Here is a 20,569-nt window from a genome sequence, read left to right as displayed (position 1 = left end):
ATTGATGACAGTTCCGACACCGGTCAGAAAGCCGTTTCGGCGGCGTTATCAGCGATGAGATCCCCGCAGTCCGAACCGCCTCTGTCGGCACCGATCAGTCGATGCGGTAACGCAGCAGCGCGGCGATCCCGCCGAGGTTCCGGAGCTGCTGGCCGGGGTCGAACTCGCCGGAGAAGACGGTCACCTCGCCGCCCTTCTGCTCGGTGGTCTCGATGACGTCGTCGACGTCGATCTCCCACTCGCCCTCGTCGCCGCGCTCGGCGCGCAGCCGCTCGTCGAGGATCAGGAGCGTCTCGATGGCACCGAACTCGGCGGCCTCCGCGACTCGCTCCGGCCCGTAGGCGACTTCCGTCCCCTTCGCGATGCGCTCGGTCAGTTCGTCGACGAGGTCGGCCTCCTTCGAGATGCGCGTCTGCGTCTGGACCTCGTCGACGGCGCCGCGCTTGAGCACCTCGTGGACGCCGCGGTCGCCGACGCCCGCCGTGTCGACGGTCGTGATCAGGCTCGCCAGATCGGGGTCGTTGTCCTCGATATAGTCGAGCGCCTGCTGTTTCGTGAATCCAGGCCCCGCCAGGATGACGGCGTCGACGTCCATCCGGGCGAGCACCGCCGTGAGTTCCTCGTAGAGGTCCTCGCGCGAACTCCCGCCGCCGCTCGACCCCATCGAGCCGGTGAGCGTCGACTGGCCCTTCCCGCTCGACCCGGTGAGACTCGCCCGCTCCTCCGTCCCGTACTGGGCGACGGTGTGGACGTACGCCTGCCCCTCCTCGACGGTGGCGATGGCCACGTCGGGGTTCTCGGTCGCCTCGACGGCCTCGGCGAGGCGCTCGTCCTGGTCGGGTTTCCACACCTTCTCGACCTCGATCTCGGTGAGCGGCTCGACGTTGAGCGTGTGGTGGAAATCGAGCTGGTCCTCCCGGGAGCAGTCGACGATGACGCCGCCGACGCGCAGGCGGTTGGCGAACTTCGCGAACTCGACGTCGTCGACCTCGACCTCGATCCACATGGGCTCGCGCTCGCCGCCCGTGTCGCGCATGTCGTCGTCGTTGCGCTGGATCCGCCGCGTCGTGTCGCCGGCCACCAGGTCCCCCGGCTCGACGACGTACGTGAGATGCCACAGATCGTCCAGACTCTCGGGGACGAGCGTCACGCGCTCGCGCCCCTCGGTCGTGTGGTGGCGGTCGTTGATCTGCATAGTCGGATCTCAGCGTCCGGCGGCAAGTGTGCTGTTATTCCACCGCGACCGCGTCGGCCGACTGCGCGGACGGTCGGTCGGCCCGTTCGGAGCGTCCCGGATCGCGACAGGACGCCGCTGGGGCGAATCGCCGTCCTCACCGCTCCGAAGCGGCCAACGCGGCGAAGCCTTGATATAACTGTATAATACATGTACTTTCGTTATGGTACAGGGTGTACGCGGGCAGTTCGGGCGCGGGATCGAAGCGGGCGCAGACGCGGCGAACGAGCGGCGGCCCCGGTGCCGACCGACGGGCGGGGCGACGCGACTGTCGTCTGTCGCCAAATCGGGTGACCGGCGGTGAGCGGAGACGGGAGCTCCGGGCCGGTTCTGGGGCTGGTACGGGCGGTCACCCCGGACTTCGTCCGGCGGCGCTACGCGCTCAAGTTCCTGATCGTGCTGTCGGTGATGGGGCTCGCCATCGGGTCGGTGGGCGTCTACGCGACCGCGCAGATCACCGAGCAGACGCGAGACCGCGTCGAGAGCGAGTACAGCGGCATCGCGAGCCAGGAGGCGACGATAATCGACCAGTGGAACGAACGCAACCGCCAGGGCGTCCGCCTCGCGTCGAACAACGACGTGTGGACGGCCGACGACCCCGCGACCGTGGAACGGGCCGCTCGTAACCTCAAGAGCGACTCGGCGGACATCACGGCGCTCCACGTGGTGAACGGCTCCAGCGAGCACCTGGACATCGTCGCGAGCACCCGGTTCGACGCGAGCGCGACGTTCGAGGGGACGAACCGCGAGTGGCTCGCCGACCTCTCGTTCAGCAGCCTCGGGCAGGTCAAGAGCTCCTCGGTGTACGACACCGAGAGCGGGGCCGTCGTCGGCTTCGTGAGCCCCGTCGGCGGCGGTGACCACTATCTCGTCCTCGAATCGTCGGTGAACGCCCTCGCGAGCCGCTTCCAGGGGGCCCAGCGCGCCGAGGACGGGTTCACGCAGGTCGTCAACGGCGACGGGGAGGTCCTGATCGACGAGCGCGCCGAGGAGTCCTCGGCGGAACCGGCCGCGCTGTTCTCCACCTACGGCGACCAGCGCGCCCGACAGCCGATCAGGGCTGCACTCGACATGCCGGCCGGATCCAGCGGCGTGAGCGCACAGATGCCGGCCCACTCGGGCGTCATCGACGAGGAGTACGCCGTCGGCTACGCGCCGGTCCCGATCACCAACGGGCCCGACGACTGGGTGGTGCTCGTCCACGCGCCGACCGGCGAGGTGTTCGGGTTCGTCCAGACCGTCTCCGACTTCGGCCTGGTGGCGACGGGCGTCGCCGTCCTGCTGATGGGCGCCATCGGCGCCGCGCTCGGGTACAACACGGCGACCACCATCGACCGACTGACGGGCAAGGCCGAGCAGATGGAAGCGGGGAACCTCGACGTGACAATCGAGACCGGCCGGATCGACAACATCGGACGGCTGTACGGGGCATTCGGGTCGATGCGCGACGCGCTCAGCGACCAGATACGCGAGGCCGAACAGGCGCGCAAGGAGGCGGAGGTCTCGCGCGCCGAGGCGATGGAGATGAGCGACTACCTCCAGGAGACGGCCGAGGAGTACTCGGAGATCATGCAGGCAGGCGCGCGGGGCGACCTCACCCAGCGGATGGAGCCCGACGGCGAGAACGAGGCGATGGACCGGATCGCCGAGGACTTCAACGAGATGCTGACCGAACTGGAGATGACGACCGGCCAGCTCAAGAGCTTCGCCGTCCAGGTCGAGGAGGGCGGCCGCGCCGTCCAGCAGAGCGCGGAGACGGTCCGGGACGCCAGCGAACAGGTCGCCGAGTCGATCCAGAAGATCTCCGACGACGCCTACGACCAGAAGGAGCGCCTCCGGCGGATCTCCGAGGACGTAGACGCGGTGGCCAAGGCCATCGAGTCGTCCGGATCCGACGGGGAGGCCGTCGACCTCGACGAGTCGCTCCGCATGATCCGGGAAGTGGCCGACCTGGTCGAGACCGCGGTCGACCTCGGTGAGGAGACGATGGCCGAGAGCGAGAACGTCGCCGGCGCCGCCGAAGAGCAGGCCGCCGAACTCACCGAGGTGTCCGCTCGCGCCGAGGAACTGGTCCGCTACGCCCAGTACCTCGGCGACGGGCTGAACAACTTCGAGACCGAGGAGGAACACGAGTTCGTCTTCCAGACCGGCGCCAGCGACATCGAGGACGGCGCCGGTCCGAGCGGCGACTGACAACGGTCCCTGTGGGGCCCCGGCGAGCGGTCACCCGCTCCCACCGAACTGCCGGTTCGGGGCGGGCCCGTCGTCGCGACTGTGTCGACTGTGTCGACTGTCGCGCCGCTGTTTCCGGGAACTTCATACCGCCGCCGGCCGCCCGTTCGAGTATGACCGAGATCATCGACGGCAACGCGGTGGCCGAGGACGTGCGAGCGGAGGTCGGCGACGCGGTGGACGAACTGGACGAGGAGGGCGTCACGCCGACGCTCGCGACGGTGCTGATGAGCGACGACCCCGCCAGCGAGACGTACGTCTCGATGAAGCAGAACGACTGCGAGGAGGTCGGCATCGACACCGTCGACGTCGAACTCGACTCCGACGCGCCCGCCGAGGAGCTGTACGACACCATCGACGAACTGAACGCCGACGACGACGTGAACGGCATCCTCGTCCAGATGCCAGTCCCGGACCACGTCGACGACCGGCGCGTCCTCCGGAGCATCGACCCCGAGAAGGACGTCGACGGGCTGCACCCGGAGAACATCGGCCGGCTCGTCGCCGGCGACGCGCGCTACAAGCCCTGCACGCCCCACGGCATCCAGCGATTGCTGGCGGCCGCGGACGTCGAGACGGAGGGCAAAGACGCCGTCGTCGTCGGTCGCTCGCGGCTGGTCGGCAAGCCGATGGCGAACCTCTTCATCCAGTACGGCGAGGGCGGCAACGCGACGACGACGGTCTGTCACTCGCGGACCGAGGACCTCGCGGAGAAGACCCGGTCGGCGGACATCCTCGTGGCCGCCGCGGGCGTCCCGGAGATGATCGACGGGTCGATGGTCGGCGAGGGCGCGGTCGTCGTCGACGTCGGCATCAACCAGGTCGACGCCGACAACGAGAAGGGCTACGAGCTGGTCGGCGACGTGGACTTCGAGAGCGCGAAGGAGAAGGCCGCGGCCATCACGCCCGTTCCCGGCGGCGTCGGGCCGATGACGCGCGCCATGCTGCTGTACAACACCGTCAACGCGGCGGCCCTGCAGTCGGGCGTCGAGAGCGCGCTGTAGGCCGCGACCGCCGCCGTCCGATCCGGCCGCTCGCCGCCAGGGACCGCCTCAGAGGTCGATATCGAACTCGTCGAGCCGACGCTGCGCCTCGGCGAGGGCCGTCTCGTCGTCGTCGATCAGTGCGCGGCCGATCGAGCGGGCGACGTAGACGAGTTCCCCGGCAGTCCGCGGGGAGACGTCGCCGTCGAGCGCCTCGACGCGTTTCTGGTGGTCGCGGAGCGTCGTGAGGAGGCCCCGGACGGTCTCGTCCGGGTGTTCGTCGAGGTAGCGGCGCACGTCCGAACGGTACGCGTCGACGGCGCGAGCGTACGCGAGACCGCGAACTGCGTGCAACGACTCTGGGACGTCGTCCGCGGGCGGCCGTTCGCCGCGGTCCGCGCCGCGCAACAGGTCGAGGAAGTAGTACTCCTCCTCGTCGGTGACGCGCATCGCGTGAGTGAGTTCCTCGGCGGCGAGCCGCAGCTCGGCGGCGGCGAGGTAGGTGTCGTCCATGGGCTGGAGCTCGCCCCCGCGGATGAAGCCGCGCTTGCGGACGTACTCACGACAGGTCTCGGCAGTGGTCTCCGCCACGTCCGCCAGCGGCTGTTCGTCCACGAGGTTCCTGATCGCGCTCAGTTCGAGGGCGGCCGGACTGGCCGTGTGTTCGGTCGGGTCGTCGAGGCCGACGCTGCGGAGGCTCCCGCACTCCGGACAGACCACGCTCCCCGTCTCGTAGTACGACCAGCGGGTCCCGCAGGACTGACACTCGCGCTCGCCGCGGATCTTCATACGCGTTCGTTACGCGCGCCCGACTAAAATCCGTCCGGTCGCCCCGCCGGTACCGCCCCCGTGACAGTCGGCGCCGCGGCCGACCCGCGGACGAGATAGCGAACCGATAGGTGGCGATGGCGGCCGGTGCCGGTACCTTTATGTGATTGCCGGCCAGAATATCAGATGACGCTTCGCTTGGAGGGCCGAAGCGTCAGCGGGGACCAATTCAGGGCGGCAAGCGTTCGCGTGGGTTTTTCACCCACGCGTTCGCTTTCCATTCCTTTCCGAACCAACGTTCAGGAGAGCGACTGCTTCGTCGCCGTTCGGCCCCGGGTAACGGGAGATTACTCCGCTCTCGGTGGGTTCGAGCGACCGCCGTTCGAGAGTCACGGCGACGGTCGGATCCGGGACCGAGGCCCCTATCGGATAGAGAGCGAGTCGTCGGTAGCGCCCTCGTCCCACTCGAGTTCGAGTTCGAGCCCCAGTTCGCCGGGGCCGTCGGCCGGTCCCTCGCGCTCGACTTTCACCTCGAACTCGACGTCGTTGGGGACGTCGACAGTGACGGAGTCGGTGCCGGTCTCCAGCGTGAGCGACTCGCCGGCGTCCAGCCGGTCGGCGACGGTCCTGAGATACGACGCCACGTCGGCGCGCGTCATGACCCGCTCGTCTTCGAAAATTACCTCTTCGGGCATAGGGGAGCTACGTGCGCCGAGGGGATAAGTCTCTCCGCCCCGATCCAGCGGCTCCCCTGGCCGCCGAATCCCCGTCGAGAACGTTTCGAAGTCGATACCTGAAACCGAGCGAATACGAGCGTTACTCCGATCTCATCAGCCGATTTAACTATCGGATCCGGATTAACAGCGGACTAATACCGCCGCTCGCAGAGGTACCCGGCTCATCAGTCGACATATTTATGCATATTAGACAGTAACGTTCACACGGACATTACCGATGTACGACTTGACAGGATTCCAGCGAGACCTGCTGTACGTCATCGCTGGGAAGGAGGAGCCACACGGGCTCGCGATCAAAGAGGAACTCGAGGAGTACTACGAGAAGGAGATCCACCACGGCCGTCTCTATCCGAACCTGGACACGCTCGTCGACAAGGGGCTCGTCGAGAAGGGCCAGCGCGACCGGCGGACGAACTTCTACAGTCTCACCCGCCGCGGTCGACGCGAGATCGAAGCCCGACGCGACTGGGAAGAGCAGTACGTCGACCTGTAGTCGGCCGGCCCGCGTCCGCTCCTCGACAGTTCACCGTTCGTCCCGTCGGACGGGTCACCGAACCGTCGCTCGCGCCCGCTGTTTCTCTCGCCGTTCTCGCGATGACCGCCGACTCGCGCCCGCTCAGTCGGTCCGGGAGTCGTCGCCGTCTTCCTCACCGGATCCGTGGTCGGTGGCGTCTCGATCGTCGGTCGTCCCGCCGGCGGTCGAGTCCGTTGGCGGATCGCCGTCGGAGCCCGTATCGCCGTCGGCGTCCGGAGCGCGGTCCGCGGTAACGGACGTAGCGCTCTCGTCGGTCACCGCGTCCGGCGTCTCGGCGGTGCCCTCGTCCGGCGACGACGGTCCCGGTTCGGCGTCGTCACCGCGCACGCCGAGTAGTCTCGGGACGACGACCCGGCCGAAGTGCGTGACGAAGACGAGGATCACGGGGCCGAGGAAGAGGCCGTACCAGCCGAACAGCAGCGGGCCGAGGATGTAGGCGAACATGACGCTGCCGGTGTGGAGCGTCCCGCCGGTGACGTACGGCCGGACGAGCAGGTCGGGGATCACGTCGACGACGACGAACGAGACGGCGAAGAACGCGACCACGAACCCCCAGCCGGTTCCCGCCGCGAAGGCCGTGGCGGCCAGGTAGATCGTGACGGGGACGTAGACGAGTTTCATCCCGACGACGGGGATCAGGCTGGCGATGCCGGTCAGCAGGCCGACCAGCGCGGCGTAGGGGATCGCCACCTCGGGCGGGGCGAAGATGTTCACCACGCTGTAGGTTATCGCGCCGACGGTCGCCGTGACGACTGCGTTGAGGATGTTGCCGGCGAAGACCAGTTCCAGGCTGTCGTCGACCTCGCGGGCGAACTCCTCGAAGACCGTCGGGCCGTCGCCGTCGAACCTGGCCACCCAGTCGGCCAGCCTGTGGTCGTCGCGCAGGAGGTAGAAGGCGATGGCGAAGATGACGAACAGGTGCAACAGCCCCGTCGCGAGGAACCCGAGGTAGCTGGTCCCCTGGCTCAGCGCCGACTGGACGAGGTCCATCCCGCCGGCGCCTTCGAAGACGCCGCGGGGGTTCTCGACCGCCTCGGTGACGTTGACGTAGGGGCCGGCGATCTCGATGTAGCGGTCCAGGTCGGTCGTCCCGGCGAACTCCTGGAGCTCCTGGACGCCGATGGCCGTGGCGTAGAGCAACAGCAGGACGGCCGGAAGGGCGAGGGCGACGAGCGCGAGCGCGGCCGAGACGGACCGCTGTCCCACCCTGTCGCGGATGTGCCCGTGGACGCGCCGCGTCGAGTAGTAGATGAACAGCGCGAACACGAACGTGCCGACGAACGAGTAGAGCACCCAGAGGACGGCGAGGCCGAGGACAGCCCCCAGCACTCCCCAACCGATCCACGCCCAGTCGGGATTGAACTCGAACTCCACCATCGTCACTGCCATCACGCGGGCGACACATAAAGGCCGGTAGCGGCGACGGGAGGTCGAGGCGCCGTGGACCCGTCCGATAGTGGCCCTGTATTTATTACCGCCAGTCCTCTACGTCGGTGGGTGTACGGAGTCGCGCAGTTCGCGTCGATCCCGCTCGACACGGAGGTGCTCCAGATCACGCTTTCGGGCGTACTGGGACTGTTCCTCGGACTGGAGCGCGAGTGGTCACACAAGTCGGCCGGCGTGCGGACGTTCTCGCTCATCAGCATCCTCGGCGCGGCGTTCACCGTGCTCGGATCGGTCCCGCTGGTGGTCGTCGGGGGCGTCCTCGTCATCGTCCAGGGGACGCTCCTGGCCGTCCGCGGGCTCATCGACGACGAAGACGAGGGGCTCTCGCTGACGACGTCGATGTCGATGCTCGTCGCCTACGGCGTCGGCACGCTCGTCGCCTCCGGCTACACGCTCGAAGCGGTGACCGTCACCGTCTTCTCGGCGCTGTTGCTCGTGCTCAAGCGCGAACTCCACTCCTTCGCCTGGGGGATGACCCGGACGGAACTGCGCTCGGCGGCCGAGTTCGCGATCCTCGCGTTCGTCATCTACCCGCTCCTCCCCGCCGAGAGCTACAACGTCGGCACCGCCGACCTGGCCGTGGAGGTCGAGCCGCGCGTCATCTGGCTGATGGTCGTCACCGTCGCCGCCATCGGCATCGCCAACTACGCCATCGTCCAGACCTACGGCAGCCGCGGCATCGCGGTCACCGGTTTCTTCGGCGGCTTGGCCTCCTCGACGGCGGTCGTCGGCGCGATGCTCGACCACGTCGAACAGCGCCCCGCGGTCAGCTCCTACGCCGTCGCGGCCATCCTGCTCGCGGACGCCGCGATGGCCGCCCGCAACCTCACGATCGCCCTGCTGTTCACCTTCGAGACGGGCCTGCTCCTCGGAGCGATCGTCCCGCTCGGGGGCGTGATCGTCGGGAGTTTCGCCATCGCCGCCGTCACGGCCGACTGGTCGGAGAACCTCGACATGGACATGGAGAGCCCCTTCTCGCTGCGCAAGGTCCTCGGGTTCGGCGGCCTGTTCCTGTTCGTCGTCGTCGCCGGGGGCCTCGCCGCCGCTCAGTTCGGCCGCCTGGGGTTCTACGTCACCGCGGCGCTCACCGGACTGGTCTCCAGCGCCGGCGCGACCACCTCGGCGGTGATCCTCTATCGCGGCGGTGGGCTCTCGGCGGACGCCGCCGTCTTCGCCATCCTGCTCGCCACCGCCTCCAGCATCGTCGTCAAGGCCGGGCTGACCTTCGCCAGCCCCAACCGCGAGTTCGCCGTCAGGACCGCGACAGTGAGCACGGTCCTCCTCGTCGCCGCCAGCGTCGTGACCGCCGTCGCCACGATGTGACCGGCGACGGAGCCGTCGCCAGTATATCGACGCCCGTCCAGTTGTTGCCGGAAAACGTTCCACGCGAGGGGTATCCCCCGCGATAGTCACATCATTTAACTGGGGAGTCCCCCTCTTGCCGACATGAACCGGGACACGGCGGAGCCGACGGTGGGGTCCCTGCCTGGCGAGCTCGCACGCGAGTGGGTCGACTACCACCACGAGTCGGCCGCCACGAGCACCTACGTCTACGACTTCGTCTGGGACTACACCGAACCGGCCGAGGGGCCGTTCTGCACGGACGTCGACGGCAACGTCCTCATGGACTTCACCAGCCACGTCGCGGCAGCGCCGCTGGGGTACAACAACCCCAAGCTGATGGAGCGCATGGAGGGGTTCGACCTCGTCGACCCGCTGAAGATGGCCGGTCAGGACTTCTACGTCACCAGCGGCGACCTTGACGACCACCCGTTCCCGACGCCCGCCGACCTCATGCACCGGTTGACCGACCGGAGCGACCACTACGGAATGGACACGGTCTTCCTCTCGAACAGCGGCGCCGAGGCCGTCGAGAACGCCATCAAGATCAGCTACGACCACACGGGCGCCGACTACGGCATCACGTTCCGCGGGGGCTTCCACGGGCGCACCCTCGGCGCGCTCTCGCTCAACCGGTCGAAGTCCGTCTACCGTCGTGATTTCCCCGAGATCTCGAAGATCCACGGCGTGCCCTTCTGCGACGACCGCACCTGCGACGCGCAGTCCTGCACGTGCGGCTTCTTCACCGGCGACGGGTCCCAGCTCCGCAAGCTCCTCCACCCCGAGCGGGGCGCAATCGACCCCGACGACGTGGCGTACCTGATCCTCGAACCGGTCCAGGGCGAGGGCGGGTATCGCTTCCCGAGCGACGCCTTCGCGGAGGAGATCGCCGACCTGTGCGACGAGCACGACCTGACGCTCGTCGTCGACGAGATCCAGTCCGGCGTCGGCCGCACCGGCGAGTTCTGGGCGTCTGACCACTACCCGTTCGAGCCCGACGTCATCGCGAGCGCCAAGGGCCTGCGAGTCGGCGCGACCATCTCCCGCGAGGAGGTGTTCCCCGAGCGGAAGAGCCGCCTCTCGTCGACGTGGGGCGGGGGCGACATCGTCGCCGCGCTGCAGGGCGCGCTCACGCTCGACGTCATCGACGACTACGACCTCATGGACAACGCGGTCGTCCGGGGCCGACAGTTCCAGGAGTCGATGCGCGACGCCGACCTCGACCCGGTCGTCGACGTGCGCGGGAAGGGGCTCATGCTCGCCGTCGAGTTCGACACGAGAGAGCGACGCGACGCCGTCCAGACCGCTGCGATGCAGCGCGGGCTCCTGACGCTCGGGTGCGGTCACAAGGTCCTTCGCATCCTCCCGCCGATGGACGTGACCGAACGGGAGATCGACCTCGGCGTCGACCTGCTGACCGACGCGATAGCGGACGTGGCCTGATCCCTCTCGCCGCCGTCGCGGAGAAATGCGCGTATTACCGCGAGTAGTCGCCGCATAGATATCCGCTCGCGGGTCGACCTGCGACCGTGCTATCGGCCGTTCACTGGTCGGCGCTATGGAACGCTCTCGGTGGTGGGCGAGCCGTCGCGTTGCAGTCGGGGCAGAGCGGACTGCTCTCGAACCCGTGGTTCTACGCGGGGTTCTCGGCGCTGGCGCTCCTCGTCGGCTCGGCCGTCGGTATCTGGGCGCCGCCGGATCGGAAGTGGCAGGCGGCGTTGCTCGCTGTCGGCGGCGGATCGCTCGTCATCTCGCTCGCCTTCGAGCTGTTCGAGCCCGCCTTCCACGCCATCGGCGAGTACCCAGCGTCCGGGTTTCTCCTCGGGGGCGTCCTCGTGTTCGGCACGCTCGACGTTATCATCGACCGCTGGGCGGACGACGAGACCGAAGAACAGGGTCTCGGGCTGTGGACGAGCGTGACCACCGACGGCATCCCCGAGAACGCGGCGATGGGGTCGCTCCTCGGGACCGGCGGCGTTTCGGGCGCGCTGGCGCTGTTGTTCGGCCTCGCCGTCACGAACGGGTCCCAGTCCATGATGTCCGGGGCCAACATGGCCGAGAACCACGGGAACCGGCAGACGATGGCCGGGTGGGCCGTCACGGCCCTCGTCGTCAGCGGGTCGGTCATCGTCGGCTACCGGTACATCCCGCCGCTCCCGCGGTTCTGGCTGTCCGCGATCCGCTCGTTCGCCGCCGGTGCGATCCTCGCCAGCCTCGCCAGCGAGATCTACCCGGACGCCTACGCGGAGGCCGGTCCGTACGTCACGCTCGCGACTGCGATCGGGTTCCTGGCGACGTTCCTGCTGTAGAGCGTGGTGCCGAGAGCGTTCGCGCGAGCAAAGCGAGCGCGATTCACCGCATCGAGGCCGAAGGCCGAGATGCGGCCTTTTTCACCCATGTTTTTGGTCGGGGGGGGGGTCGCGCGTAGCGCGACCCCCCCGACGAAAAAGATGGTTTAGAATTGGTATCGGCGGTCGTCGGGGTCGCCGGTGCCCGTCTGAGGCATGTCGGCGGCGCCGGTCATCTCCTCGAAGGTCATGCCGGAGAGGTACTCGTCGTAGGTGACGTCGTACTCGCTGCGGAGGTGGAAGTCGAGGTTACCGGTCTCGACGGCGGTCTGGAAGAGCATGTGAACGCCGCGGCGGACGAGTTCGTCGGGGTCGTCGGTGTCGAAGGCCGCGAGAAGCATGGCGAGCTCGTTGCGGGTCTCTCGGTCGGTGTCGACGGACAGTTCCTCGTCGAGGTCGCCGTACTCGGACTTGACGTCGTCCTGGAGATCGTCGAGACTCATACCACGGACTGGGCGCGGCGCTCGCAAACACCTTACGTTCCGCCCGCGGCCGGTGAGAGCCCGGGGCAGGGGCGAGCGCGCCGAGACGGGCGGCGTCGGTCAGGGATAGACTTCGACGGCGTCCGGCGTGACGACGAAGGTGCGGTCCCAGAGAGGGGCGACGAGGACGAACTCGGCAGCTCCGTCCCGTGAGCGGTGGTGAGCGGTGAGGGCGTCGAGGGCGCCCGGGTCGATCTGGTCGTAGAGGCGCGGGTCAGGGTCGTCGACGTTGACGTGAGCGCGGTCGGCGGCGCGGAGGAGGGCGTCGGTCGCTTCCTCGTCGTCTTCGATGGCGGTACGGGCAACGGGGAGGTCGTTCGGGACCTGTTCGTGACCGGGCATGGGGCGCCATGCGAGAGCGGCCCCCGTAAACTAGCCTCTCCGTGAGCCCGATTTTGGCCGAGTTTCACCCATTTAATCGGGAGCGGGCGGCCGGACGGGACCGGTCCCGGCGGAGCCGGCGAATCAGTCGTCCAGCGCGGTTCGCACGGAGTCGACGGCCTCGCGGAGGGCGTCGGGCGCGCGATCCTGCGGGAGTTCGTACTCGACGACCAGCGGCGCGTCGAGGTGGGCGTGGTCGTCGAGCAGGCCGACGAACGAGGCGACGTCCAGCTGGCCGGCGCCTGGCACGTCCTCGATCTCCGCTTCGGAGGTGTCCTTGAGGTGGCAACTGTTTATCCGGTCGCCCAGGTCGCGGACCACGTCCGCCGGAGTCACGTCCTCGACGAGGAAGTGCCCGGTGTCGACGCAGAGGCCGAGGCGGTCGTGGTCGTAGCGGTCCAGCACCGAACGGGCGTCGTCGATCGTCGAGAAGACACGGGAGAGGTCGTCGTGGTGGACCGACGAGTAGTTGTGGATACCGACGTCGAGGCCGAACTCGTCGGCGAGGTCGACCAGTTCCTCGGTGATCGCGTCGGCGGCCGGCGGGTAGTTGACGGTGACGTACTCCGCGCCGAGGCGGTCTGCGAACCGGAAGTGTTCCCGAGCCTGACCGGGCTCTTCGAGGTCGACGACGCCGTACCCGCAGACGGTCAGGTCCGCCGCGGCGACGGCGTCCAGTCCCGCGGCGACGGTCGGTTCGTCGTGCTCCGGTGAGAGGTGCTGGCCCCAGAGTTCGAGGCGGGTCACCGGCGCGTCGTCGAGTTCGTCGAGCAACTCGGTCAGCGAGAAGTCCTTGAACACGACGCTCTGGACGCCGATATCGTAGTCGCGAGACATGGCCGTGGTGAAGCGTGACGCCGGCAAAAGCGTTTGGTCGGGGGAGGGGTCGACCGGGACCGGTCCTCCCGGCGGGGGCTTCCGCGGGGCGACGTTTTATCCGCGTCCTGACCGTCCGTCGCCCATGAACGTCCTCATCATCGGCGGGACGGGGCTGATAAGTACCGGGATCGCCAGGCAGGCCGTCGACGCCGGCCACGACGTGACCGCGTTCCACCGCGGCGAGACCGGGGCCGACCTGCCCGACGCGGTGTCGCACGTCCACGGCGACCGCGACGACGACGAGCGTCTCGCGGAGGTGGCCGACGAGGTGGACCCGGAGGTCGTGATCGATATGGTCTGTTTCTCCCCGGAGCAGGCCGAGAGCGCCGTCGATGCGTTCGCCGGCGTCGAGCAGTTCGTCTTCTGCTCGACGGTCGACGTGTACCACCGGCCGCTCGACCGCAACCCGGCGACCGAGGGCGCCCGCCGCGAACCGCCGGTCAGCGACTACGGGGCCGACAAGGCCGAGTGCGAGGACGTCTTCATGGACGCTCACGGCGAGACCTTCCAGGCGACCGTGATCCGCCCGTGGAGCACCTACGGCGAGGGCGGTCCGGTCATCCACACGATGGGCTGGGGAACGTACTACCTCGACCGGGTCCGGAAGGGGAAACCGATCATCGTCCACGGCGACGGCGCGACGCTGTGGGGGCCGTGCCACCGCGACGACGTGGCCGGCGCGTTCGTCGGCGCCGTCGGCAACGAGGCGGCCTACGGCGAGGCGTATCACGTCACCAGCGAGGAGGTCATCTCCTGGAACCAGTACCACGAGTACGTGGCCGACGCGATGGACGCCCCCGACCCGGAGATGGTGTCCATCCCCACCGAGCGACTCGTCGAGGCGGTGCCGGACCGGACCGATCCGCTTGTCGACCACTTCCAGTACTCGACGGTGTTCGACAACGGCAAGGCGAAACGCGACCTCGGCTTCGAGTACACGATATCGTTCCGCGAGGGGGTCGAGCGGGCCATCGAGGACCTCGAACGGCGCGACGCCATCGACGAGTGGGACAGCGAGAACGACGACGAGATCATCGCCGCTTGGCGCGAGTCGACGGAGTCGTTCGCCGACGCGCTCGGCGAGTGAATCGGCGGATTTCGGGAGTGGATCGACGAATTCGGGGAGTGAGACGGGCGGGTGAGTTGACCGGCCGCGTCAGCGGATAGTGTACTCGGCGATGTCCTCGGAGTCACAGACCGAACAGACCGAGGTGCCCCGGTCGACGGTCGTGCCGCAGCGACGGCACTCGACGACGACCGTCTCGCGGTCGGGAACGAGCGAAGCGAGGAGCCCCATCGCGATCACTCCGGATGCACCGGGTCCTCGCACGCCGAGCATTCGGCGAAGAGTTTCGGCCAGTTGCCGTTTGACTCGTACCGTATGAGGAGGTTCGCCGCGGGGATCATCTCCCCACAGTTCGGACAGCGTCCGAGCGGCTGGTCCTGGACCCCCCCTTCGTCTGTCCCGGACATGTTTCGATTTAGAACACACACCATCGTTGTTATGTCCTCTATAACGCGAGTAAGAGCGGATTTTATGCGCTCTATACGGCGGATCTGACAACCGGCGCTCGCGGTCGATCGTACTGCAGACAGGTACGGACGACCGTCTGTGGCCTCACTCGACGGAGACGACTTCGACCTCGAATTCGAGCGTCTCGCCGGCGAGTTCGTGGTTGAAGTCGACGGTGACCGTCTCGTCGCCGGCCTCGGCGACGCGGCCGGGCATCCCCTGCTCGGTCTGGATCTCCATGCCTTCGACGGGGTCGCGGCCGCCGAGCATCTCCGTGAACTCCTCGGCGTCGTACTCGACGACGCGGTCGTCGGTGCGCTCCCCGTATGCCTGCTCGGGCTCGATGGTGACCGTGTCCTCGTCGCCGACCTCCATGTCGAGGAGGGCGTCTTCGAGGCCCTCGATGATGCGGCCCTGGCCGATCTCGACGGTCAGCGGCTGGTAGTCGCGCTCGGGCTGGTCGTCCGCGAGCCCTTCCTCGGTCGCGACCGATTCGAGCGACGTGTCGAAGACCTCGCCGTCGTCCAGTCGTCCGGTGTACTCGATGGTGACCGTGTCGCCGGTGGAAATAGCCATACCGTCAGAACCCCCGGCTCACTGATAAGGGCACGGTCTCGGAACGGCGGATTCGGCCGGAAACGACCGATTCAGGCGTTCGTCTGGTACAGCTCCCCGTCCTCGTCGTAGCGCGCCTCGAAGATGCGGTCGAACTGCTCGTCGGAGAGCGAGACGTCGAGCGCGCCGAGGTTCTCCTCCATCTGGTCGACGGTGCGGGCGCCGACGATGGGCACGCAGTCGAAGTCGGACTGGTCGATCAGCCACCGGAGCGCCACCTGCGCGGGCGTCGCGTTCGCCTCGTCGGCCACCGCGCGCACCGCGTCGAGAACGTGCCAGCCCCGCTCGGAGACGTAGAACCGCTCGAACCGGTCGTCGAGTTCGGCCCGGGTGTCCTCCGGCGCGTCGAGGTCGTACGTCCCGTCGCCGACGCGCTCGTACTTCCCGGTGAGGAACCCGCCGGCCAGCGGCGAGTACGGGCAGACGGCGAGGTTCTGGTCGGCGCAGACGGCCAGGTACTCCTCCACGTCCTCGTAGTAGGCGGCGTGGAACAGCGGCTGGGTGACGGAGAACACCTCGTAGTTGTTCACGTCTGCTTGCCAGAGGCCCTTCGTGAGCTTCCAGGCGTCACACGTCGAGATGCCGACGTAGTGGACCTTGCCGTCGCTCACGAGGTCGTCGACCGCGCGGAGCGTGTGCTCGATGGGCGTCTCGTCGTCGAACCGGTGGAGGTAGAGGATGTCGAGGTAGTCCGTCCCGAGGCGGTCGAGCGACCCCTCGACCTCCGCCTTGACGTTCTTCTTCGAGAGGTTCTCCTGGAAGCGCGACACCGACGACCAGAAGCACTTCGAGGCGATCACGTAGTCCTCGCGGTCCTCGTCGGCGAGCCACTCGCCGATCCACCGCTCGGAGTCGCCGCCGCCGTAGCCGTTGGCGGTGTCGACGAAGTTCCCGCCGCGCTCGGCGTAGGCGTCGAGCAGTTCGTGGGCCTCCTCGCGGCCCGTCTCGACGACGCCGTCGTGTTCCTTGCCGAAGCGCCACGTCCCGAAACAGATGGGCGAGACCTGCAGGCCGGTCTCGCCGAGTCGCCTGTACTCCATATCACTCACTCGGGCGGCGGTCGCTTAGTAATTGGTTTCCGCGACTGGGTGGCGCCGAGCGGCGCGGACCGACGGCCGCGGCGAGCCGTCCATATCCCGGGCTTGACCCTGAGCGGTCCAGTCTTTTCCGGATAGCGGCCCGACGAACGGTATGCGGGTAGTCCAGCTGTCGGTCCCGCCGGACCAGCGGGACACGGTGCTCGGCGTCCTCGACGAGTACGACTTCGGGTACACCGTCGCCGAGGACGACGGCGCCAAGGACGGACACGATCTGGTCACGTTCGTCACGCCGGCCGACGCCGTCGAGCACGTGCTCGACGACCTCGAAGCCAAGGGCTACGACAGGACCACGTACACCGTGTCTCTCGCGACGGAGTTCGCGAACTTCGAGGGGATCGACGGTGTTCAGGACCAGTGGGCGAAGACGCCGAACAAGATCGCGCCGGAGACGCTCCGCTCGAAGGCCAAGGACATGCGGCTCAACACGCGGTCGTACCTCTGGATGATGGTCCTGAGCGCGGTCGTCGCGGTCTCGGGCGTGCTCACGGGGTCGCCGGCTGTCGTCGTCGGCTCGATGATCATCGCGCCGATCGTCAGCCCGATGCTGACCGCCAGCGTCGGCGCCGTCCGCGACGACCGCGGGATGCTGATCGACAGCATCCACCAGCAGCTCATCGGCTTGGGCATGGCCGTGGTCGCGGCCACCGCCTTCAGCGTCCTCGTGAAGCAGTTCTTCGCCGTCCCGACGACCCTGGACATCACGTCGATGCAGCTGGTGGCCGGCCGGCTCGCCCCGAGCATCCTCTCGACGATCATCGGGCTCGCCGCCGGGGCCGCAGGCGCCTACGGCCTCGCGACGAAGGGGTCGGTGTCTATCGTCGGCGTCATGATCGCCGCCGCGCTGATCCCCGTCGCCGCGGTCAGCGGCATCGGCGTGGCCTGGACCCAGTACATCGTCGCCCTCGGTGCGCTCGTGCTGCTCGTGCTCACGATGATCGCCGTCAACGTCGGCGGCTACCTGATGCTGCGGTACTTGGGCTACCGACCGGACGACGTCGACGAAGGGCTGTTCGCGCGCCCAAGCGGCAGACAGGCGCTGGTCGTCGCCGGGACGGCCCTGCTCGTGGTCGCCATCGTCGCCGCGGTCGGCTTCGGCTCCTATCGCCACGCCTCGTTCGAGCAGACGGTCAACGACGCCACGACGGACGTGCTACAACAGCCCGAGTACGACAGGCTGGGGATCACGCAAGTCTCGACGGAGTACACGTCGGTCGGTCCGTTCGGCGACCCGTCGACGGTGACCATCGCTTTGAGCAGGACCGACAACGGGTCCTACTCGAACCTGCCGGCGGTCCTCGACCGGTCGATCACCGAGCGGACCGGCGAGAACGTCACCGTCCGGGTGCGGTACATCGACTTCGACACCTCCGACCGGCTCGACCGGGCGAATCAGACGGGCGGCGCCGCGATGGCTCCCGTCGGGGACGGATAGCCGCGGTCACTCCTCGTCGTCCGCGCCGTCTTCGTCCCCGTCGTCTTCGTCTCCGTCGTCTTCCATCATCTCGGTCTGTTCGACGGCGTCGATGTCCTGCTCACCGCCGCCGTACTGGTTGGCGTCCTCGTTCGCTTCCTCCTCCGCCGATTCGTCCTCGCGCTCCTCGTCGGTTTTGTCGTCAGCCATACGGCGGCTTCGGGCCTCGGGCGCAAAAGCCGCGCACCTGCGATAGCCGGTCGGAGTCACTCCACGCCGGCGCCGGTGGGCGCGTCGGGAAGGTCGGCGGGGTCGCTGTCGATGCCCAGTTCGTCGAGCGCCGCTTCGAGGTGCTCGGCCTCGGCGTACTCGGCGCCGTCGGCGACGCGGATACGCTGGACCGCCGCGAGCACCTCGCCGCGGCGCTCGTCGGGGATGGCGTACTTGTCGGTCGCGAGCTCGATGGTGAGTCCGTTGTGATCACGCGTATACAGCGAGTGGAACACGCCGCGGTCGAACTCGTTGTAGCCGTGGCCGTGCTCCTCGAGCGCGGCCTTGACGTCGGCGAAGCGCTCGGGGTCGATGCTGAACGAGAGGTGGTGGACCGAGCCGACCTGGTGGCGCAGCGGCGACGCGTCGGACTGGCGCTCGTCGGTCACGAAGAACGTGACGATGCGGCCGTCGCCCGAGTCGAAGAAGAGGTGCGTCGAGTTCGGGTCGTCGAGGTTCGGCTGGCGCAGCACGAGCGGCATCCCGAGGACGTCGCGGTAGAACTCGATGGTGTCCTCCTCGTTGCTCCCGACGAGCGTGACGTGGTCGGTCCCGGTCGTGTGGAACGGGCTGTTCGGCGGCTCCGCCGTGATCTCCGGACCGCTGTCCTCTGACATGACTCCGTCTAGGGAACTGCCGTACATAGGTCCCGCGGCGAGGCCGGCCGCGCTCCGGGCGACGGGTCACTGACGATTACCCGGGGGTGTTCCGGCGTCGGACGCCGGGCCGGGACCGACCGACAGATTGATGACTGTCGATCGGTCGGGTAAGACTAACGTACGCGAAGTAGATGACGCCTATCGAGATTCTCGCCGCGCTGGTCGCGCTCGCCTCCGCTGTCAGTATCGGCCTCGTCGCCCACGAACTGGCGCACGCCGCCGTCCTGCGCGCGGCCGGCGTCCCCCACGTGATCGACTGGTTCCCCGGTAGCGACGGCGGACTCCTCCAGGCGGGACTGCGCGGCGAGTGGGCCGCCGTCAGGCCGCGACCCGGCGCCGAGACGCCGGCGTGGCTGCTGCGCGTCTCCGCGATGATGCCGCTGGCGCTGGTCGCGCCGCTCGCGCTCGTCCCGGTCGGCGTCGTCGCCGACCCGTTCGCCAGCGAGGGGGTCGCCCGGTTCGCCGTGCTCGGCTGGATGGCCTGCGCGCTGCCGAGCCCGCAGGACTTCTCGGTCCTGTGGTACGCCGACCGGGCCGTCGACGCGGCGGCGGGCTCCACCGCGGAGACTCCGGGGACCGACGCGGCCACCGACGGCCCCGCGTGAACGCGAGGGTACAGGATGACGGGCGAGTAAGCCCGAAATACCCGGGCCGACGGCGCGCCCGTCGCCACGCCGGTGCCGTAGGCGGCTCTTTCCTTTCACCGCGAACGTTGTAGGTCACCCTATGCGCGACCCCGACCACGACACGGAGCCCGAACCCGTGACGGACCCGCGGTTCGACGACTGGCCCGTGCGGCGGTACGACGCCTACGACGACCTGACGGTCGAACGGGAGACGCCGGAGGACGAGGAGAACGAACAACTGGAAGACGTCGAGTGGGTCGGCGTCGGCGGCATGGGCGCGTCCGGAAACGCGTTCTTCTACGCCTCACAGGAGGACACCGTCCACCGCGGGCGCTACGACCCCGACAACGACCGAGTCGTCGTCGAGGAGGACGGGCGGGCCGTCGACGAGGACGAGTCGCTGGGCGACCACCTCGTGGACATCGGCGAGGAGCACGACTGGCACTGGCTGTCGTCGTTCGCCCGCGACCACCTCGATACGCCGGAGCACGACGACGACCACCCGACGTCGGGCCACCTGCTCCCACCGGGATTCGACCACGAGTACACCGAGTTCCAGCAGCGCAACCTCGCCGAGTCGGCCGACGTCGACGCGGCGTTCTGGGGCTCGCACACCTTCGCGGACGAGACCGACCGCGTCCACGTCCTCGAACGGGAGTTCGGTATCAGGGGCGACGAGGTCGACGACGAAGTCGACGTCCACGTCGAGGAGCGATACCTCGTCGCCGAGGAGCCCCGCGAGGAGGACCGCGCCGGCGACGCCGACCTCGTCGAGGACCGGGAGTACGACCTGGCGCTCGACGTCCAGCCCGGCGAGACGTCGTGGCTCGACGAGACAGAGGACCTCCTGACCCGGTGGCACCGCAGCCACCTCGCCCCGCCCGAGCGGGACGAACACCGGCAGGTCGACCGCGAGACGTACGGTTCCGACGACGCCGAGCGGGGAGCCACCGGCGAGCGATCGGACTACTGAACGAAGTCGGGCCGTCGGCCGCCGTCCGCAGTCCCC

General features: G+C 68.4%; 23 protein-coding genes. 10 read left to right on the top strand and 13 right to left on the bottom strand.

Translation table 11 applies throughout. The features are described 5' to 3' along the window. Window positions 1-94 precede the first annotated feature (94 nt). Window positions 95-1,195 (bottom strand): mRNA surveillance protein pelota, encoded by a 1,101-nt coding sequence (locus PSC72_RS19090; protein WP_274323015.1) that lies wholly within the window; start codon window positions 1,193-1,195, stop codon window positions 95-97. A 339-nt stretch (window positions 1,196-1,534) separates the two neighbouring features. On the opposite strand from PSC72_RS19090, the gene PSC72_RS19085 reads away from it, so the two are divergent. Both PSC72_RS19085 and folD read left to right on the top strand, forming a co-directional pair. Beyond that, on the top strand, window positions 1,535-3,427 hold the full coding sequence (locus tag PSC72_RS19085) for a HAMP domain-containing protein (RefSeq protein WP_274323014.1): 1,893 nt from the start codon (window positions 1,535-1,537) through the stop codon (window positions 3,425-3,427). A 152-nt stretch (window positions 3,428-3,579) separates the two neighbouring features. After that, window positions 3,580-4,470, top strand: a complete 891-nt coding sequence (gene folD, locus PSC72_RS19080; RefSeq protein ID WP_274323013.1) for a bifunctional methylenetetrahydrofolate dehydrogenase/methenyltetrahydrofolate cyclohydrolase FolD — start codon at window positions 3,580-3,582, stop codon at window positions 4,468-4,470. Window positions 4,471-4,518: 48 nt separating this feature from the next. Here the strand turns inward: folD and PSC72_RS19075 are convergent, their stop codons facing one another. Together PSC72_RS19075 and PSC72_RS19070 are read right to left on the bottom strand one after the other, a co-directional pair. After that, window positions 4,519-5,238 carry a DUF7117 family protein gene (locus tag PSC72_RS19075; protein WP_274323012.1) on the bottom strand — a complete coding sequence of 240 codons (720 nt, stop codon included), beginning with the start codon at window positions 5,236-5,238 and terminating at the stop codon, window positions 4,519-4,521. A 401-nt stretch (window positions 5,239-5,639) separates the two neighbouring features. Further along, a complete protein-coding gene (locus tag PSC72_RS19070) occupies window positions 5,640-5,912 on the bottom strand; it encodes an amphi-Trp domain-containing protein (RefSeq protein ID WP_274323011.1) in 273 nt (90 codons plus the stop codon). 259 nt (window positions 5,913-6,171) lie between these two features. Between PSC72_RS19070 and PSC72_RS19065 the strand changes: the two genes are divergently transcribed. Then, window positions 6,172-6,447 (top strand): PadR family transcriptional regulator, encoded by a 276-nt coding sequence (locus tag PSC72_RS19065; RefSeq protein ID WP_274323010.1) that lies wholly within the window; start codon window positions 6,172-6,174, stop codon window positions 6,445-6,447. A 123-nt stretch (window positions 6,448-6,570) separates the two neighbouring features. On the opposite strand, the gene PSC72_RS19060 is transcribed toward PSC72_RS19065, so the two are convergent. Next, a complete protein-coding gene (locus PSC72_RS19060; protein WP_274323009.1) occupies window positions 6,571-7,866 on the bottom strand; it encodes an AI-2E family transporter in 1,296 nt (431 codons plus the stop codon). Window positions 7,867-7,986: 120 nt separating this feature from the next. On the opposite strand from PSC72_RS19060, the gene PSC72_RS19055 reads away from it, so the two are divergent. The 3 genes from PSC72_RS19055 (at window position 7,987) to PSC72_RS19045 (ending at window position 11,585) form a co-directional block, all read left to right on the top strand. Beyond that, window positions 7,987-9,258, top strand: coding sequence for an MgtC/SapB family protein (locus PSC72_RS19055; protein WP_274323008.1), 1,272 nt, complete (start codon window positions 7,987-7,989; stop codon window positions 9,256-9,258). 123 nt (window positions 9,259-9,381) lie between these two features. Further along, window positions 9,382-10,719: an aminotransferase class III-fold pyridoxal phosphate-dependent enzyme gene (locus PSC72_RS19050; RefSeq protein WP_274323007.1), complete on the top strand. Its 1,338-nt coding sequence runs from the start codon at window positions 9,382-9,384 to the stop codon at window positions 10,717-10,719. Between the two features lie 149 nt (window positions 10,720-10,868). Then, on the top strand, window positions 10,869-11,585 hold the full coding sequence (locus tag PSC72_RS19045; RefSeq protein ID WP_274323006.1) for a ZIP family metal transporter: 717 nt from the start codon (window positions 10,869-10,871) through the stop codon (window positions 11,583-11,585). 146 nt (window positions 11,586-11,731) lie between these two features. On the opposite strand, the gene PSC72_RS19040 is transcribed toward PSC72_RS19045, so the two are convergent. The 3 genes from PSC72_RS19040 to PSC72_RS19030 form a co-directional block, all read right to left on the bottom strand. Beyond that, window positions 11,732-12,067: a hypothetical protein gene (locus PSC72_RS19040; RefSeq protein ID WP_274323005.1), complete on the bottom strand. Its 336-nt coding sequence runs from the start codon at window positions 12,065-12,067 to the stop codon at window positions 11,732-11,734. A 99-nt stretch (window positions 12,068-12,166) separates the two neighbouring features. Next, window positions 12,167-12,448 (bottom strand): HalOD1 output domain-containing protein, encoded by a 282-nt coding sequence (locus tag PSC72_RS19035; RefSeq protein ID WP_274323004.1) that lies wholly within the window; start codon window positions 12,446-12,448, stop codon window positions 12,167-12,169. A 123-nt stretch (window positions 12,449-12,571) separates the two neighbouring features. Further along, the gene (locus PSC72_RS19030) at window positions 12,572-13,324 is read right to left on the bottom strand and encodes a sugar phosphate isomerase/epimerase family protein (protein WP_274323003.1); all 753 of its coding nucleotides are present in this window, start codon (window positions 13,322-13,324) and stop codon (window positions 12,572-12,574) included. 124 nt (window positions 13,325-13,448) lie between these two features. On the opposite strand from PSC72_RS19030, the gene PSC72_RS19025 reads away from it, so the two are divergent. Then, window positions 13,449-14,453: an NAD-dependent epimerase/dehydratase family protein gene (locus PSC72_RS19025; protein WP_274323002.1), complete on the top strand. Its 1,005-nt coding sequence runs from the start codon at window positions 13,449-13,451 to the stop codon at window positions 14,451-14,453. A gap of 69 nt (window positions 14,454-14,522) precedes the next feature. On the opposite strand, the gene PSC72_RS19020 is transcribed toward PSC72_RS19025, so the two are convergent. From PSC72_RS19020 to PSC72_RS19005, 4 genes are all read right to left on the bottom strand, one after another. Further along, window positions 14,523-14,663: a hypothetical protein gene (locus tag PSC72_RS19020; RefSeq protein ID WP_274323001.1), complete on the bottom strand. Its 141-nt coding sequence runs from the start codon at window positions 14,661-14,663 to the stop codon at window positions 14,523-14,525. 5 nt (window positions 14,664-14,668) lie between these two features. Beyond that, window positions 14,669-14,839, bottom strand: coding sequence for a DUF7837 family putative zinc-binding protein (locus PSC72_RS19015; protein WP_274323000.1), 171 nt, complete (start codon window positions 14,837-14,839; stop codon window positions 14,669-14,671). A gap of 145 nt (window positions 14,840-14,984) precedes the next feature. Beyond that, window positions 14,985-15,455, bottom strand: a complete 471-nt coding sequence (locus tag PSC72_RS19010; protein WP_274322999.1) for an FKBP-type peptidyl-prolyl cis-trans isomerase — start codon at window positions 15,453-15,455, stop codon at window positions 14,985-14,987. 71 nt (window positions 15,456-15,526) lie between these two features. Beyond that, window positions 15,527-16,534 (bottom strand): aldo/keto reductase, encoded by a 1,008-nt coding sequence (locus tag PSC72_RS19005; RefSeq protein ID WP_274322998.1) that lies wholly within the window; start codon window positions 16,532-16,534, stop codon window positions 15,527-15,529. A gap of 151 nt (window positions 16,535-16,685) precedes the next feature. On the opposite strand from PSC72_RS19005, the gene PSC72_RS19000 reads away from it, so the two are divergent. Beyond that, window positions 16,686-18,026, top strand: a complete 1,341-nt coding sequence (locus tag PSC72_RS19000; protein ID WP_274322997.1) for a TIGR00341 family protein — start codon at window positions 16,686-16,688, stop codon at window positions 18,024-18,026. Between the two features lie 6 nt (window positions 18,027-18,032). On the opposite strand, the gene PSC72_RS18995 is transcribed toward PSC72_RS19000, so the two are convergent. After that, window positions 18,033-18,215, bottom strand: coding sequence for a hypothetical protein (locus tag PSC72_RS18995; RefSeq protein WP_274322996.1), 183 nt, complete (start codon window positions 18,213-18,215; stop codon window positions 18,033-18,035). 56 nt (window positions 18,216-18,271) lie between these two features. Beyond that, window positions 18,272-18,892: a VOC family protein gene (locus PSC72_RS18990; protein ID WP_274322995.1), complete on the bottom strand. Its 621-nt coding sequence runs from the start codon at window positions 18,890-18,892 to the stop codon at window positions 18,272-18,274. A 173-nt stretch (window positions 18,893-19,065) separates the two neighbouring features. Between PSC72_RS18990 and PSC72_RS18985 the strand changes: the two genes are divergently transcribed. Both PSC72_RS18985 and PSC72_RS18980 read left to right on the top strand, forming a co-directional pair. Then, complete coding sequence (locus tag PSC72_RS18985; RefSeq protein WP_274322994.1) at window positions 19,066-19,539, top strand: hypothetical protein; 474 nt, start codon at window positions 19,066-19,068, stop codon at window positions 19,537-19,539. A gap of 121 nt (window positions 19,540-19,660) precedes the next feature. After that, the gene (locus tag PSC72_RS18980; RefSeq protein WP_274322993.1) at window positions 19,661-20,533 is read left to right on the top strand and encodes a hypothetical protein; all 873 of its coding nucleotides are present in this window, start codon (window positions 19,661-19,663) and stop codon (window positions 20,531-20,533) included. Window positions 20,534-20,569 lie beyond the last annotated feature (36 nt).

Origin of the sequence: Halosimplex aquaticum (assembly GCF_028747785.1) — an archaeon.
GTDB classification, from domain to species: Archaea; Halobacteriota; Halobacteria; order Halobacteriales; family Haloarculaceae; genus Halosimplex; species Halosimplex aquaticum.
Note: the sequence above shows the minus strand (reverse complement) of the source record. Positions and strands in the feature narration are given on the sequence as shown.

Bases quoted from the DNA above. Each gene is read 5' to 3' on its own strand.
- PSC72_RS19005 (WP_274322998.1), bottom strand. From the start codon at position 16,534: ATGGAGTACAGGCGACTCGGCGAGACCGGCCTGCAGGTCTCGCCCATC.
- PSC72_RS18995 (WP_274322996.1), bottom strand. From the start codon at position 18,215: ATGGCTGACGACAAAACCGACGAGGAGCGCGAGGACGAATCGGCGGAG.
- folD (WP_274323013.1), top strand. From the start codon at position 3,580: ATGACCGAGATCATCGACGGCAACGCGGTGGCCGAGGACGTGCGAGCG.
- PSC72_RS19020 (WP_274323001.1), bottom strand. From the start codon at position 14,663: ATGGGGCTCCTCGCTTCGCTCGTTCCCGACCGCGAGACGGTCGTCGTC.
- PSC72_RS19065 (WP_274323010.1), top strand. From the start codon at position 6,172: ATGTACGACTTGACAGGATTCCAGCGAGACCTGCTGTACGTCATCGCT.
- PSC72_RS19090 (WP_274323015.1), bottom strand. From the start codon at position 1,195: ATGCAGATCAACGACCGCCACCACACGACCGAGGGGCGCGAGCGCGTG.
- PSC72_RS18990 (WP_274322995.1), bottom strand. From the start codon at position 18,892: ATGTCAGAGGACAGCGGTCCGGAGATCACGGCGGAGCCGCCGAACAGC.
- PSC72_RS19025 (WP_274323002.1), top strand. From the start codon at position 13,449: ATGAACGTCCTCATCATCGGCGGGACGGGGCTGATAAGTACCGGGATC.
- PSC72_RS18985 (WP_274322994.1), top strand. From the start codon at position 19,066: ATGACGCCTATCGAGATTCTCGCCGCGCTGGTCGCGCTCGCCTCCGCT.
- PSC72_RS19030 (WP_274323003.1), bottom strand. From the start codon at position 13,324: ATGTCTCGCGACTACGATATCGGCGTCCAGAGCGTCGTGTTCAAGGAC.
- PSC72_RS19060 (WP_274323009.1), bottom strand. From the start codon at position 7,866: ATGGTGGAGTTCGAGTTCAATCCCGACTGGGCGTGGATCGGTTGGGGA.
- PSC72_RS19070 (WP_274323011.1), bottom strand. From the start codon at position 5,912: ATGCCCGAAGAGGTAATTTTCGAAGACGAGCGGGTCATGACGCGCGCC.
- PSC72_RS19075 (WP_274323012.1), bottom strand. From the start codon at position 5,238: ATGAAGATCCGCGGCGAGCGCGAGTGTCAGTCCTGCGGGACCCGCTGG.
- PSC72_RS19035 (WP_274323004.1), bottom strand. From the start codon at position 12,448: ATGCCCGGTCACGAACAGGTCCCGAACGACCTCCCCGTTGCCCGTACC.
- PSC72_RS19015 (WP_274323000.1), bottom strand. From the start codon at position 14,839: ATGTCCGGGACAGACGAAGGGGGGGTCCAGGACCAGCCGCTCGGACGC.
- PSC72_RS18980 (WP_274322993.1), top strand. From the start codon at position 19,661: ATGCGCGACCCCGACCACGACACGGAGCCCGAACCCGTGACGGACCCG.
- PSC72_RS19050 (WP_274323007.1), top strand. From the start codon at position 9,382: ATGAACCGGGACACGGCGGAGCCGACGGTGGGGTCCCTGCCTGGCGAG.
- PSC72_RS19000 (WP_274322997.1), top strand. From the start codon at position 16,686: ATGCGGGTAGTCCAGCTGTCGGTCCCGCCGGACCAGCGGGACACGGTG.
- PSC72_RS19010 (WP_274322999.1), bottom strand. From the start codon at position 15,455: ATGGCTATTTCCACCGGCGACACGGTCACCATCGAGTACACCGGACGA.
- PSC72_RS19040 (WP_274323005.1), bottom strand. From the start codon at position 12,067: ATGAGTCTCGACGATCTCCAGGACGACGTCAAGTCCGAGTACGGCGAC.